Origin of the sequence: Deinococcus peraridilitoris DSM 19664, from assembly GCF_000317835.1 — a bacterium.
In the GTDB taxonomy this organism is placed as follows: domain Bacteria; phylum Deinococcota; class Deinococci; order Deinococcales; family Deinococcaceae; genus Deinococcus_A; species Deinococcus_A peraridilitoris.
On record NC_019793.1, the window covers coordinates 25700 to 39572 of the forward strand.

Here is a 13873-nt window from a genome sequence, read left to right on the forward strand (position 1 = left end):
CGGCCGGGCGTCTCTCCAGACTGCAGAACTCGCTGTTCGGGCCACGCCGTGTTTTCTCGGTCAGCCGAACGCACGAAGGAGACGCGTGCACTCCTCGGCGCTCAATTGAATGATGCTGGCGTGGCGGGCATCTTCAGGGAATTGTGCGCCTGAGGTGACCGTCCACTGCTTCAGGTCACGGGAACGTGACAGGCCGTAGTGCTTCTCCCACGGATGATCGTAGTACAGCCACCATTCGTCGAGGTCGTCGCGGCGGACGACGTGTGGTCCCTCCGTGATGGTGGGTGTGATGCCGGTGGCCAGATCGTGGTACGGACCGTCGATGCATGCGCTGTGGGCGATATGGATGTGTTTGGAATCGTCCTTGGAGTCAGGCTTGTAGAACAGGTGCCACCTGTTCTCATAAGGCAGGAGGTGGGCATCGATGATATTGAGTTTCGGGTCGAACAGCACCTGCGGAGCAGTGAATGTCAGGAAATCGCGCGTGCGTGCATACCAGATGGCTTTGTCCCACCACATTTTGGGTCCGGTCGAGGTGGACCAGATCACCAGGTGGTCACCCGCAACGGGGTCCACCACGAATTCGGGTGCCCAGAGATTTTTCGCGCCTGGTATGTCCTGCAGAATCGGGATGAGGCGGACGTCATACCAGGTCAGCAGGTCTGTCGAGCGGGCATGCAGAAAGTCGACCGGGGCAGTGTGCGGCGCCAGTCCGATGTCAAGGCGTTCGTAGTGGCCGTCGGGCAGCCTGCGGGTAGGAACGGCGTGCGTGGCGAGCAGGCGGTAATCACCGTCGAGGCCACGGGCAATGAACGGGTCGCGTAAGGCCACGGGCTGGCTGTCGATGCTGGCGTTCCACACTGGCCGGTTGTCGTTGAGGGCAGTGAAGTGGAGGCCGTCACGACTGATAGCGTAATGCAGGGACTCTTCCAGCACGCTGCCACCGTGAATTTCACGAAAGTACGCGAAAAGCCAGCCTGCACCTGGGTCAACGCCGTGGGTGTTCATGCCTCACCGTAGCAAGGCACGGCGCAGCGCAGTGACACGTGCCCGCCCGTGCCGCCCCGCTGATGATCGTTCACTGCGCCGCACCGCTTGAAATGCAGCAGGTTGTTTAATACTTTTAAACAAATGCCAACCTGTGTACAGCATCGGGCCGCCGGACGTGCCTTTGGTCACGTCGGTTGCTTCGTCAGGAGCCCACGATGAGCCATGCCCGACCGGCCCCACAGCAAGGGCAGGATGGCTCAACGGCGAATTCAGGTCTCCGGCAATCCCTGGAACTGTTGGGCGTCATCGAAGGCTTTTACGGTCGGCCCTGGCACGACTCTCAACGCCACGCACTGTTTCAGCGCATGGCGCGCTGGGGCATGAACACCTTTATGTATGCACCCAAGGACGACCTCTGGCACCGCGCGCGCTGGCGTGCTCCTTACCCTCCCGAGAACAGCGCCGTGCTGGCAAAGCTGGCGCAAAACGCTCAGGACGCGGGCGTGCAGTTCGTGTACGCCCTGGCGCCCGGCCTCGACCTGCAGTGGGACGATCCGCACGACCGGCAGGCCCTGCTGGCGAAACTCACCGGCGTGTCGCAGCTCGGCGTCCGGCATTTCGCGCTGCTGTTCGATGACATTCCATACGCCGCGGACCGGGCCGCCCAGGCCGAACTTCAGGCGGACGCGGCCAATGTGGCCCTGCGTCATCTACGGCAGCAAGGCACGACCGGAGTGTTTCTCTTTTGCCCCACGGAATACTGTGCGCGTCGGGCCGCACCTGACGTGGCGCGCTCAAGGTATCTGCGCCGCCTTGGGGAGCAGCTCGATCCCGAAATCGAACTGCTCTGGACGGGTCCGGAAGTGGTGTCGGTGGACATTTCTCCGGCGTCCATTCGGGAAGTGGCAGAGGTGCTGCGACGCCGCCCGGTCTTATGGGACAACCTGCACGCCAACGACTACGCTCCGCGCCGCGCGCACCTCGGTCCGTACAGTGGCCGTCCGATGGAGCTGCGCGCCGAGTTGCGCGGGATTCTCAGCAACCCCAACAATCAATACGAACTGAACTACGTACCGCTCATGAGCCTCGCCGAGTACGCACACGCCCACGGGGACTGGTCGGCGGAGGCCTCGCTTCAACGGGCCCTGAACGCCTGGCATGCGGAATACTTTCAATTCCCCGGCGCACAGGTCACCATCGAGGACCTCGCGTGGCTCGCCGATGTGCTGTACCTGCCGCAAGGCCCCGGTGAGCGGGCGCTGCGCCTGCTGCGCGACCTTCGGGCCATCCTGGACGCGGCGCCCGGATCACAGGACGCCCCGTTACCGCACGAAACGTTGCTGCACGAAACACAGCAACGCTTCCGGCGGGTGCTGCACGCACTGGAGACGGGCACGCACCGGGAACTGCTGTACGACCTTCATCCCTTCCTGACCGACCTGCTCGAAGAGCTCGGTCGTCTCCGCCGGCGCATCGAAGGACGCACGGACACCGAACCGAACGGTGTTCACTTCGCTGGGGCGCTGGCCGAGCAACTGACTCGGCTCGGGTGACCCTTTGGTGCCTGGCCCCAAAGGTCACCAGCATGCAGATCCGACTGCGGCGTCGCGGGCGCCGGAAGCACGCTGACGTTCACCGGCCGTGAGCGTCAGCGGGTTTTTTCGTCATCCTCCGAGGAGCGCACGGGTGGACCGATGGGCACTTCGGGAGGCGTGGCGCCGACGCCGGTCGTGCCGGGCCAGCTTCCGGTGGCATTCACCGGGGGAACGGCCGCCACCGGACCTCCGCCATCCTGAAACCGCTCCAGGGGAACGCTGGGATTCACGCGGTTCTGGCTGTCACGCTCGACGTCCTCGACCGACTTCCCGAGCGGCTCGCTTTCCTCCAGGCGCTGGTGTTCGTCACTCATGCTTCATCGTAGCGGGAACGGTCGTGGGACAGGTAAAGGTCTTCACGGTTGCCCTTCATGCGAAATTGTTCCCGGCCACGCGCGGCCGGCCCCGACACCCGGATACCGCCCATCAGGCCTCCAGGGCTTCGTGCGAAAGAGAGACCGTCTGTCCCGAACGGGCACTGAGCAAGAGCGCATCCAGAACCTGCGCCTGCAGAAAAGCGTCCGGCAATCCCCAGCGAAGCGCGCTTTGTCCGGTGGCGGCGTCAGCGAAGTCCTCTATCATGCGTTGATAAGGATCCTGCGCGTCGTACGTGATGGTCCGGGCACCCACCTGCACAGTCGAAATGCGTTTGTAGGGTCCGAAAGGCACATCGAACGTCAGGTTGCCGGCCGAACCCGCCAGCGTCAGGTGCTGCCCCCCTGGGCTTCAAGGCTGCAATCGAAATGCGCGGTGAAACCCGATCCGAAATCAAGCCATCCGGTCAGGGTCGCGTCGATATCGCCGTGAAGGTGCTGGCTGGCGCTGACGCGTTGAGGTTCGCGGCCGAGCAGCAGACGCAAGGCGCTGACGCAGTAACACCCCACGTCGTACAGGGCGCCACCGCCGAACTCGGCGTGCCAGCGGTAATCCGTGGGATTGGTCAAGGTGAAGCGGTGTGACGCGCTGGCGCTGCGCAGTTCGCCCAGCTCACCTTGCCCTATGAGCGCCAGCGCGTCGGCGTACTGTGGATGGTGACGGTGCATGAACGCTTCAGCGATAACCAGACGGGCCGGGCGCGCCACCCGGTTCAGCTGCGACACCTCGTGGGCGCTGAGCATGAACGGCTTTTCGCACAGCAGGTGTTTTCCGGCCTGCAACGCGCGCTCACTCCAGGGAAAATGCAGGTGATTGGCAAGCGGGTTGTAGACGGCGTCCACCTGAGGATCGTCCAGCAGCTCGTCGTAGCTGGCGTAGGTGCGGGCAAAGCCGTGTTTATCAGCGTAACTGGCAGCGCGTTGCGTATCGCGCACCGCAACGCCGTGCAAGGTGTGCCCGGCAGACCTCATGGCGCCCGCGAGCGCATGACCGATGCGTGAAGCACCCAGAAACCCCCATCGCAAAACTGATTTCATGATTCCTCCGAGCGGAGCGTGACGCGGGAACCACCCGGCGTCACCCGCACATCCGGTGTTGTCGCTCAGCCGCCCCCGGCGCCCGCGAAGAAGGGGGTCGGGCTGCCGGGCATGCGTCGTGAGGAAATCGGTACGCCCTTGTAATGGGTCCGATCAGGGAAGCCGGGAAAGGCGTGAGTCCGGCGGCGTTGCGCAGGCAGATTCCGTGTGTGTTGCTCGCACCGATGACTCCGATGTGCTTCATACCAGGTTCCTGGCTGCCCACCGCAGACCACGCCGATGCAGCACGGCAACGGTCGGATGCTCGAATTCCTCAGGAGCGTGTCCGATGGACGAGTAAAACACCCTCCCCTCACCGTAACGGCGCACCCAGGCGAGCGGCATGACGGTACCCGCGATCCAGGGAGCGTGCGCATCATCGAAGGTGGTGGTAGCCAGCACCGTGTTGGACGGGTCGACGTGCATGTAATACTGCTCGCTGCGCAAATCAAAACCGCTCAGCCCCCGGGTGATGGGATGCGATGTGTCGTGAATGTCGACGTGGTAATCGCGAATATTGCCGGGATGCGCGACGAATTGCCCACCGGTCATGAACTGGTAGTCGGTGTCCGTCCGGAACGCGTCACCCATGCCACCGTGAAACCCGGCGAAACCTGTGCCGCCACGGACGACGTCGCGCAGATTGCTGCTGTGCTCTGCGCTGAGTGTTCCCATCGTCCAGTTCGGAACGATCAACTGGTACCCCTGGAGTGCGTCGGTGTCCCCCAGCACGTCCAGCGTGTCCGAGGCGGTCACGTCCACGTTGTCCTCCCGCAGCATCCGGGAGATGAGCTGGGCGAATTGCTGAGGCTGGTGGCCGGGCCAGCCTCCGGAGATGATGAGGGCGCGCAGTTGAGGCTGAGTCATGGGGTTGCTCCTTGCAAGATGCCGTGAATTTCGGAAAGAGAGGGGGCATGTGCCCCGCTTTGGGTGCAGGCGGCCGCGCCACAGGCGAGCGCGAAGGCCAGCCGGTCGGGAGGTGAACGGTCGGTTTTCAGGACCGCGTACAGCAGCCCTGCGATGCTGGCGTCTCCGGCACCCACGGTGTCGGCAACGCGGACTTCGTAGCCGCCGTGATGCAGGTCTGCGTCGCGGGTAATGAGTCGCGCGCCATGCTCGCCGAGCGTCAACAGGATGGTCGCGTCGGGCCGCCGCGCACGAAGATGCGCGAGGGCCTCGTCAGGCGAAAGGTGAGGCAGCAGCCCCGCGAGGTCTTCGTGGGAGACCTTGACGAGGTCGGCGAGTTGCAGGTAGGCCTCGAACGTCTCCTGGTACGCGACAGCCTCGGGCGCCCGGAAGTTGGGGTCGTACACGACCGTGAGTCCACGTGACCGCGCCTCGTGGGCATACCGCAGGAACGCCGCGCGCGCCGGTTGACGCACCAGGGTGATGCCACCGAAGTAGACGGCGCTCACGTCCTGCCAGGCGGCCTCTGGCATCTGCGAGAACTGTGAATCGGCGGCGTGCTCGGCGTAGAACACGTACTGCGGGGGGTGCGTGCGGTGAATCACTGACAAGGCGGTGTTGGCCCGCACGGTCTGCGAGTACTGCAGATCGAGCCCGTGCGCGTGGCCTTGTCGGCGCAGTTGAGCGGCGAACGGGTCCTCACCCAGCGCGCCGATAAATGCGGTCCTGACACCAAGGGCCCTGAGGGCGCGCGCGACGTTCCAGGCGCTTCCGCCCTCACGAACAGACCAGCCTCCCCTGCCGTCTTGCACGAAGTCCATGACCACCCCGCCAAACGCGAGCACCTGTTTCAAGGACGCCCCCATGACTCCCGCAGCTTGCGGGTCCGGGCATGTATTCCGCGCGGTCCGCGCTCCTTGGAGTCACGCCTCCACTGCTTCCCTCGCCGAGATGCGCTTCCCGGGTACGGCGTGTCGCAGTGCATCACCATCCTCCGTCGGGGTTGAAGATCGGACACACCCCTCGCCGGACGCTTTCGTGCGCGAAAATGTACATCGCCGCAGACCAGCTCTGACCACGAAAGCCGCTCGGCCGACCACTCTGGCCGTGGTGCCATTCGTTGAAGTCCCACTCCCCCTGCGGAAGTCGCGACATCCGGTTCATCTGCGCGAGGCGTTCGAGTTGCCGCGCTGCTTCGCTCAGCCGTCCGGCCTTCACAAGTGCCGCGACGTAAAACCCTCCGATGAAGGGCCACAGGCCGCCATTGTGGTACTGGTCGGGCAAATTCAGGTTGCGCAGCCGGTAGTATTCGCGCCAGTCTTTCTGGCCGGGTTGCACGGCGGGATAAACCGCCTTGACGGGCCAGGGTTGGTTGATACCGGCAGATTCGATGTAGTCGAGAATCCGGTGCGTCTGGGCTTCGTTCGCCACACCAAACAGGATAGCGGTGAGGTTTCCGAAGGTGTCGAAGCGGTCCTCGTACTCGCGAAACGCCATGTAAGGCAGGTAATACGGGCGTTCCTGCAACACGGTGGTGCTGAGGCGAATGGGATAGAGCCATTCCTTGCGGTGACGCTCCACCCAATCCAGGTCTTTTTCGACTTCCACGCCGACCCACAATAAGGTGTTGATTTTGAAGCGGATGTCGCGCGCACGCTCACGGTACGGCCCTCCGTCCTGCCCGAGCGCGTCACTCATGGCGGCCATGCTGCGCTGCACCGCAAACCACAGGACGTTCGGCCACAGGCTGTTGTAGCGGTTGGCGAACAAATCCGCCCAGTCCATCGCTTCGTGCACTTCCAGCAAACCGCACTCGTTGCTGTCCTGGTACTCGAGCCAGGTGTACGCCCGCTCGATGTGCGGCCAGACCTGGCGCAGACGTTCGGTGTCCTGGTCTGTGCGGTGGACGTAGTCGTTGCCCAGGATGAACCACAGGCTGTTATCGATGCAGCCGGCATGCGCGGTGTCCACCACCACTTTCGCTTCGTCGTCACCAACGTGCAGCGCACCACCGTGCGCGACGAGGGCAGGATCGGGAATACCGGTGAAGCCGACGTTGTGCGGAATGTTTCCCAGACGCGACTGGTAGGCGGCGAGCGTGCGGATCGAGCGGCGCGAAATTTCGCTGCCTTCCGGGTCAGCGCACAGCATCAGGCCGAGGGTGCAGATCATGCTGTCACGCGCCCAGACTTGCTTGTAGGCCGTGCTGGAGCCGAGCAGACCAATACTGCTGCCGTTTCCGATGACGATTCCTTCGGCAAGTTGGCGGGCCGCGCTGGTGAGGTCTGGTGATCCTGTCATGCGAGCTCCTCGGTTTCGCCTGCTGCCCGGAGACAGCGACGCGCGAAGTGATCAAAGGTGTCGCCCGCCACCCAGTGAAAATTCTCCCGCACAAGCGCGAGTTCCTCGAGGACGTACTCGCGAGTGCGGGCGTCGTGCGGATGATCGAGCGCGCCCAGCGCGTACTTCATGACACGCGCCCAGCCGGCGAGCTTGGCCGTCCAGGGTGCCAGGTCCCGGCGCAAGGCAGGATCGTGCAGGTGCGCAAGGGTGAAGGCGTGCCGCTCCATCTCCTGCACGGCGCTTCGCAAGGGCGCTTCGTCCGGCGTGACCGGTGTTGGCACGGGTCGGCCGGGCAGCTCCGGCCCGGCCCGCTTTCCGGAACCGCCCCGCGCGGCCCAGAAGGCATCGATGTCTGGCCACAGGGCGTGATGCAGCACTTCGTTGCGGTCTGTGAGTGGATGACGCCGCGCGAGGTCTGCCAGAAACGCGACCGCCGCAGCTTCGCTTTCGCTGCTGGTAGCGCGACGGACTGCCTTCATGAATTCAGGCTCAGGCTGATAGCCGTGTGGATTACGCAGATACGCCGCCGTGGTGCGCAAGGCGAGCTGGCTGGTAGAGACGCGCGGACCGGCAGCTGCGAAGTAACCCGCAGCCGCGCGGGCCAGACCTGGTGCGCGGTGACGGAGCGGCGCGACATGAAGGTCGTACTGCATATCGAGGTCGTTGACCGGGAAGTTGTCCCACACGACAACGGGGCGCTGCAGCACATCGGAAACCCGACGCAGTTCTTCTTCGGTGAGGCGCGGGCTGCAGATCTGGCTGCCGGTCCAGAAGACCTGCGCTCGGGCGGGCAGGCGCGCCCCAAGCGTTCGCAGGTAGTCGGACGTGCCTGGACCGTGATACTCGGTGGGGCAGAAGTAGAACTGACCGTCGGGCGCCACTTCCTGGAACAGTTCGTTCACGAGCCACGCCTGCGCGTGCGCAAGGTCCGGGAAGCGCTGACGGTCATCGCCGTGCTCGAATCGATCCGGCAGGTCATCGAGCAGCAGCGCGAACGAACGCAGGCCCCTCTGACGGGCCGCGCGGATTTTTCCCTGCAGAACGCCCAGATGGGCCTTTTCGGTGTACCGGAAGGCCAGAGCGCTCAGGCCGAAGATCAATTCGATGCCCAGGTCACGGGCGTGGCCGTTCAAGCGTTGAAACTGCATCCACTCCTCGTCTGTGTACGGTTCCTGCCAGCGGTTGCGGTGAATCGGGTCGTTCTTGGGTGCATACAGGTACGCTCCCAGGCCCTCCTCGTGCATGAAGTCCAGCATGGTGTGGCGTTCTTCCCAGGACCATGGTCGGCCGTAGAACGCTTCGAGAATTCCTCGGCATCCAAAGGTCATGCCGAGGGCCCTTCATTCCCGATGGAAGCGTGGGTGTACTGGGCCGGTTCGCCGGGCTGACCACGCAGTTCGAAGTGCACACGCGTCCCTTCGTCTGCGGTGAGGCAGAAGTCCCAGGTTTGCGCACTCTTGGCGGACAGGTCGACACGAAGACAAGCGGGCGTCTTGTTGGCTTCCTGCACGCGCAGCTCGCCCTGAAACGCTTTGCCCGTGGGGTTTTCGATGGTGAGGGTGATCGTCGATCCTGAGGGCGCGCGAATGGGCTCGACCCGCATCAGCAGACGCGAGACAAGCGGCTGAAGGGAGGCGTGCAGCGCCTGCAGCGCCGCTCCTCGCGCCAGCAGGGCTTCCAAGTATGCCCCGGAGGGTACGAGCGGGCCCGCGTGGCCACTGAGAACCAGGTCCGGCTGGAGTTGCGTGTACAGGTGGGCACTGCGCAGGTAATCGTCCTCGCGAAACAAGTTGGGGTAAGTGTAATTCAGCCCCAGACCGTCCGCGTCCGAGTACTGATCACCGCCGAACAGCACGCGTTCACCATAGCCTTCAACCAGCAGCGCACAGGCGTAGCGCGCGTGACCGGTGAGCTCGTGGGGTGTGATGCGAAACTCCTGCCAAGCGACGCTTTCGCCGAGCCTGAGGGTACGGTCGGAAGACATGCCTTCGAACCAGAGGCACGGCAGCCGGTAGTCCTCCGGCCTGGCGAGAACGTCCGTGATGTTCTCGGCTGTCCAGAGTTGCGCGCCGTAGGTCTCGCGCAGCAGCCCAATACCCGCCACGTGATCGTCGTGATAGTGCGTGGGAATGACCGCGTCAATGCCGGTCACGCCGTACTTTCGCAGCAGCGAGGGAATGGTGTAGAGCCACGGACGGCGCGCTTCGCGTTCGGTGCTGCCCGCCTGGCCGAAGCAGAAATCGTACCCGAAGTCGATCATGAGTGCGCGCCCGGAGCGTGAACGCAGCACGTAAGCGTTGGCGAGGCTGGTGCGGTTCATCAGCAGCCAGGGGCGCAGCTCCTGGTAGGGTTGCTCGCGCAGCTGCAGCAGGCGGGGATTGTGCCGCCGCAGCTGCAGCAATGGCCACAACGCCTCGGCCGTCACGCTCAGCGCTTCAGCGTTCATGACATCGCCGTGGGCGGGCAGCACGTGGGTGAGTTCCTGATCGGCGAGGTCGAGCAAGGACAGGACGCTTGCTGCGAGTCCTTCCCCGCCGTTGTACGACCATTGCGACGCTGTAAGTCGTGCGGTCTGGCCGGGTGCGAAGAGCAGATCGCCCGTAAAAGCGGCGCTGAAGTCCGGCCCCTGGTACAGCAGGCTGACCGCGCCGGGCGTCACGCCGGGCGTGGGCCGGACGCCGACGCTCAGCGAGCCGAAATGGTAGGTGCGGTAGTCACGGAGCGCTCGTGCGTGGATGGCCTGCGGAACGCTCCACACGCGCGGTCTGCCGTCGTAGTTGTTGCGGGCATCCGCGTGATTCAGTAGCCGCGGCGCCCCCTGCAGGCTGCCGCATTCCCCTTCCGGCGCGTACACCGCAATGCCGTGGGCAGCGGCCCGCGCGGCCCCGGCGGCCACGTCGCGGTGATGATGCGTCAAGAGCACTGCGCGAACCTGCTCAATGCCCGGCGGCAGGTGATCCAGGGCGCTGCCATCACCGATGTTGATCAGTACGGCGTTCTCCGCGTCACGAATCAGGTACACGTGCGCGCTGTCCGTGTGCCGGTACACTCCCGGACACACTTCAAGCATCTTTTCCCCCACGCCAAAGGGCGCTGAGGTACCCGAACCCGCGACTCCGTACCTCACCCATGACCGGCTCCTTGGCTTTCCCCTGGGGCAAAAACAACCCGGATGGTCGCCAGGCCCCAGGCGGGGACGCTGAACTCCACGCGTTCAGCGTCAGCTTTCAGCAGCGAGAGGTCGTATTCCAGCAGATCGCACTGCGCCACCTCGGTGATGTGCCGACCCATGAACTGCACACTCGCCTGTTGCCTCTCCCCTTGCAGATCCTGGACGCGTAAAATGACGCCGCGACCGTCACGGGCGGGCTTGAGCACGCTCAGGGCGACGTTGTCGCTGACCTGCGCCAGGCACCCGCCGTGCGGATCCCCGTATGGAGCGTGCGCCTCCCGAAAGTCCTGGTAACTGATGCGCTGGGTGTACAGGCCCAGGCGCGCTTCGCGTCCCACGCGGGAGGCGTCCTGCCGGGGCAGGGTAGCGTCGCTCGTGAGGGAGTAACGAAAGTGCAGCGCTCCGCCCTGCCGGGCCTGGTAGTTGGTGTGCCAGTAGTTGTTGAGCAGGTAACTGTAGATTCGCCCACCGCGGATGACTTTGCTTTTCGGCCAGGTGCCGCGCACGATGTCACCGGAAGTAAAAAGCGGCACATCCGGGCTCGCGATGAACACCTTCGTTCGCGCACTGTCGAGCAGCACGCCGCTTTGCAGGGGCAGCCACTCCACGCAGGCGCCCGGCAGGCGGTTGGCATTCCAGTCCACCCATCCCAGCTGCGAGTCGGACAGCACGCGGGCGTCGGGCACGTTCAGGTCAAAGCGGACATAGGCCGCTTCGCGCGCGCTGGTGGCCTGCTTGTCATAGGTGTAGGCGAGGTCCAGGCGTTTGTGGTGTGCGCTCAGGTGCACGCTGAGCTGCAACTGACCTTGCGGTACGGTCGCGTGCAGGCGAAGGGTTTCACCCAGCGCGTCCTGCACGAGCTCGGCGTAAAGGAGGTCGAACTGCTCGTCCTGCTCGAGCTGTGCGAGTGGCAGGTCTGCCTGATTGCTGAGAATGCGGCTGCCTTCACCACCCCGAACGTACACCAGCGCTCCGGCGCCTCCTTCTCCGAGCAGTTCGTGATCGCCGTCGAGGTCGGTGAGTGAAGTGATCCGGCCGAGCTTCAGGTCAAAGATCAGGCGGTAGTGGGGGCTGCGCAACTGCACGGTGGCGTGCTCCGTGACCTCCCGCGAAACACCCGGTGGGCGCTCAGGGCTGAACTTCAAGGGGAATCGCCGGTAGGACAGCCCGGGCACGGTCGCCTGGAAGGCCAGCAGGCGCTGGGTGGCATGCTCATTCACAACGCGGTACGGCAGTTGTTCGCCCGTACGGGGATCGTGTGGCGCTTCTCCTCGCGCCACTTCGGCGTGGCAGGAAGCACTGACTTCCCAGTTGTGCGGATTGAACACCACCACCTCACGACCGGCGGTGTTCCATTGCAGGCTGTGGCGGCACGCTGCGGCGTGCAATGCCTGACGGGCCGCGAGGCGGACGCGTCTCGCGCAGCTGGCCTTGACGTCCCACTGGTCGTGGGCGAGCTGGGAATTCGGGTCACTGACGCTCAGAAAGGCACCCCAGGTGTGCTCGTCGTACAGCAGCAAGTCGCGCCAGGCGTCCTGCAGTTGTCCCTCGTCCGCCCGCAGTTTCGGGTCGTGAATGGCCGCAAGCGTACCGAGGGTTTCCGCAGCGGGCAGGCGGGCCTGCGCTTCGCGGGCCAGCAGGGTTTCTTGCAGGCTGGTGAGTGCACCATCTTCCCAGTAGGCGCCGCCGTCACCTCGCAAGGTGGGCAGCTGATCGGCAAAACGCTCGACCTGTGCGAAGAATTCACGGGGATCCGCGGCGACCAGGCGTGGATAGGCGTAGCTGCTGTTCCACTGCTCGATGAACTCGTTTGGCTGCGGATCGAGGTCGGTGTTGTCCGCTTCCTGTCCGTAGAGCAGGACACAGTCCGGAGCGTAATCCGCACGGTCGTACTCTGCCAGCCAGACGCTCAGGCCTCTTTCTGCACTGCTGAGCGTGGGCGGACTGCCGCAGACTTTGCGCAGCTCACAGTACATTTTGGCGAGCCATGTCAGGACCCGCCCGCCCGCCTGACCTTCCCACCAGAAGGGACTTTGGCGGTGCAGGTTGCCGTTCACGCGGAAAGGCCCGCGGTCCTGGTTGTTGGCATGCACGAGGTACTTCACGCCCGCACCTGCCAGCAGGTCCGGATAGCTCGCGGTGATCGAAGCGACATCCACGACCGCGGCCAGCTCCGCGCGCCGGGCAAGGGGCCGAAGGAAATCATCGCTGAAGTGGGCATTGCGGATCAGGTCCTCGAGCGCGGCGAACTGGGTCAGCACGTCCGCGTAGCCGCTGACGATGTTGATGCGCCCAGCCTTGACCCAGTGCCTCAGTTGGTGCAGCTGCGGTGCGGAACGGGTTTTGAGGTAATCCTCCAGTGGCCAGCTGCAGTCGAGATGATAGGTGAAGTTCGGGTGTCCGGTTTCCAGGAAATGAATGGCCGTGTCGAGATTGCGGTTGTGCCGCTCGGCCACTTCCTCCTGCCGGTGGGTGTACCCGATGTCTACGTGGGAATGGGCGGCGACGTACACCGTCCATTTGCGTTTGCGGGTCAGCGTGCCACTCCATGCGCTGGCGCCGTGCCGGGCGTCATACGGGATGTCGGCAGGTCCGTCGGGAATCCAGACACTGAAGCGCGAGTCACCGAAGGGAAGCCGCCTCGCGCCAAGGGCGAAAGGCTCGCCGGACAGCCTGAGATTCAGTTCGTCGCGGTCAGGGCCGTGCAGGACGATGTCCACTCGATTTTGCAGTTGTCCACCGTGGCGGCGGTACAGGACCGACGAGTCGATCGTCAGACGCGGCGCGGGCTGTTCATCCAGGCTCCTCAGCGCGAGGTACTGATAGATGATTCCGGCTCCGTTCGCCATGCGGTCAAGTCGTTTGATGCGCTCGGGATGGTGAACCATCAGCACGTCACCCGCGTCCACGGCCGTCAGGGTGAGCTCGTTGGTGCCTTCACGCAGCAAGGCGGCGGGCAGCGTGACGCGGGCATGGCCATCCGCGTACAGGGTGGTGTGCAGTCCGGACAGCAGCCGGATTTCACCACTCGTAGACGCGCGCGGACGGAGGTACACTTCGCCCTCTTGGCCGTTGAGGTTCAGTTTCAGGTGCGGCACGCGAGGCGCGATGATCAGGTAATCGATGATGAGCTCGTACGCGACTGCGTCTACGCGCGGCAGTTCGAAAACCACCCGGCGAGGGTGTGGCAGGTAGTTCGCTTCCGGATCGGCTTCACTCGGCTGGTAGAGCGGCCAGACGTTTTCGGAAGCGCCAACGGTCCAGGTGACGTCCCCGAAGTCGAGTGGTGTCTTGTAATTGTCCGGGAAGTCAGGGCTGGGGCCGTCTTTCCGACCGATCTGCCAGATGGTTTGCGTCATGATTTCTCCGGAACAAAAGAACGGGAGGCGCAGTCAAGCCAGCGCCCGGCACGCGGT

At 64.3% G+C, this 13873-nt stretch carries 11 protein-coding genes; 1 reads left to right on the top strand and 10 read right to left on the bottom strand.

Annotation, left to right across the window (positions count from 1 at the left end):
- Positions 1–60: 60 nt before the first annotated feature.
- On the bottom strand, positions 61–1008 hold the full coding sequence (locus DEIPE_RS00120; RefSeq protein ID WP_015233945.1) for a glycoside hydrolase family 43 protein: 948 nt from the start codon (positions 1006–1008) through the stop codon (positions 61–63).
- A gap of 197 nt (positions 1009–1205) precedes the next feature.
- On the opposite strand from DEIPE_RS00120, the gene DEIPE_RS21810 reads away from it, so the two are divergent.
- Positions 1206–2543, top strand: a complete 1338-nt coding sequence (locus tag DEIPE_RS21810) for a beta-N-acetylglucosaminidase domain-containing protein (protein WP_015233946.1) — start codon at positions 1206–1208, stop codon at positions 2541–2543.
- Positions 2544–2638: 95 nt separating this feature from the next.
- On the opposite strand, the gene DEIPE_RS00130 is transcribed toward DEIPE_RS21810, so the two are convergent.
- From DEIPE_RS00130 to DEIPE_RS00170, 9 genes are all read right to left on the bottom strand, one after another.
- Positions 2639–2899, bottom strand: coding sequence for a hypothetical protein (locus DEIPE_RS00130; protein ID WP_015233947.1), 261 nt, complete (start codon positions 2897–2899; stop codon positions 2639–2641).
- Positions 2900–3011: 112 nt separating this feature from the next.
- Complete coding sequence (locus DEIPE_RS00135; RefSeq protein ID WP_041230602.1) at positions 3012–3254, bottom strand: hypothetical protein; 243 nt, start codon at positions 3252–3254, stop codon at positions 3012–3014.
- 35 nt (positions 3255–3289) lie between these two features.
- Positions 3290–3997: a Gfo/Idh/MocA family protein gene (locus tag DEIPE_RS00140; protein ID WP_083865678.1), complete on the bottom strand. Its 708-nt coding sequence runs from the start codon at positions 3995–3997 to the stop codon at positions 3290–3292.
- 240 nt (positions 3998–4237) lie between these two features.
- A complete protein-coding gene (locus DEIPE_RS00145) occupies positions 4238–4903 on the bottom strand; it encodes a ThuA domain-containing protein (RefSeq protein WP_015233949.1) in 666 nt (221 codons plus the stop codon).
- Positions 4900–5808: a carbohydrate kinase family protein gene (locus DEIPE_RS00150; protein ID WP_015233950.1), complete on the bottom strand. Its 909-nt coding sequence runs from the start codon at positions 5806–5808 to the stop codon at positions 4900–4902. Before DEIPE_RS00150 ends, DEIPE_RS00145 begins: the two co-directional genes overlap by 4 nt.
- A 118-nt stretch (positions 5809–5926) precedes the next feature.
- Positions 5927–7243 carry an amylo-alpha-1,6-glucosidase gene (locus DEIPE_RS00155; protein WP_015233951.1) on the bottom strand — a complete coding sequence of 439 codons (1317 nt, stop codon included), beginning with the start codon at positions 7241–7243 and terminating at the stop codon, positions 5927–5929.
- Entirely contained in the window at positions 7240–8613 is a 1374-nt protein-coding gene (locus tag DEIPE_RS00160; RefSeq protein ID WP_015233952.1) for a beta-N-acetylglucosaminidase domain-containing protein, read from the bottom strand. Before DEIPE_RS00160 ends, DEIPE_RS00155 begins: the two co-directional genes overlap by 4 nt.
- A complete protein-coding gene (locus DEIPE_RS00165; protein ID WP_157448712.1) occupies positions 8610–10355 on the bottom strand; it encodes an MBL fold metallo-hydrolase in 1746 nt (581 codons plus the stop codon). The genes DEIPE_RS00160 and DEIPE_RS00165 overlap by 4 nt, the downstream gene beginning before the upstream one ends.
- A gap of 53 nt (positions 10356–10408) precedes the next feature.
- On the bottom strand, positions 10409–13816 hold the full coding sequence (locus DEIPE_RS00170) for a glycoside hydrolase family 38 N-terminal domain-containing protein (protein WP_015233954.1): 3408 nt from the start codon (positions 13814–13816) through the stop codon (positions 10409–10411).
- Positions 13817–13873: the final 57 nt, after the last annotated feature.

What these genes read in the sequence shown, in the direction of transcription:
- DEIPE_RS00165 (WP_157448712.1), bottom strand. Translation starts at nt 10,355, where the DNA reads ATGCTTGAAGTGTGTCCGGGAGTGTACCGGCACACGGACAGCGCGCAC.
- DEIPE_RS00155 (WP_015233951.1), bottom strand. Translation starts at nt 7,243, where the DNA reads ATGACAGGATCACCAGACCTCACCAGCGCGGCCCGCCAACTTGCCGAA.
- DEIPE_RS00145 (WP_015233949.1), bottom strand. Translation starts at nt 4,903, where the DNA reads ATGACTCAGCCTCAACTGCGCGCCCTCATCATCTCCGGAGGCTGGCCC.
- DEIPE_RS00170 (WP_015233954.1), bottom strand. Translation starts at nt 13,816, where the DNA reads ATGACGCAAACCATCTGGCAGATCGGTCGGAAAGACGGCCCCAGCCCT.
- DEIPE_RS00140 (WP_083865678.1), bottom strand. Translation starts at nt 3,997, where the DNA reads ATGAAATCAGTTTTGCGATGGGGGTTTCTGGGTGCTTCACGCATCGGT.
- DEIPE_RS00130 (WP_015233947.1), bottom strand. Translation starts at nt 2,899, where the DNA reads ATGAGTGACGAACACCAGCGCCTGGAGGAAAGCGAGCCGCTCGGGAAG.
- DEIPE_RS00120 (WP_015233945.1), bottom strand. Translation starts at nt 1,008, where the DNA reads ATGAACACCCACGGCGTTGACCCAGGTGCAGGCTGGCTTTTCGCGTAC.
- DEIPE_RS00150 (WP_015233950.1), bottom strand. Translation starts at nt 5,808, where the DNA reads ATGGGGGCGTCCTTGAAACAGGTGCTCGCGTTTGGCGGGGTGGTCATG.
- DEIPE_RS00160 (WP_015233952.1), bottom strand. Translation starts at nt 8,613, where the DNA reads ATGACCTTTGGATGCCGAGGAATTCTCGAAGCGTTCTACGGCCGACCA.
- DEIPE_RS21810 (WP_015233946.1), top strand. Translation starts at nt 1,206, where the DNA reads ATGAGCCATGCCCGACCGGCCCCACAGCAAGGGCAGGATGGCTCAACG.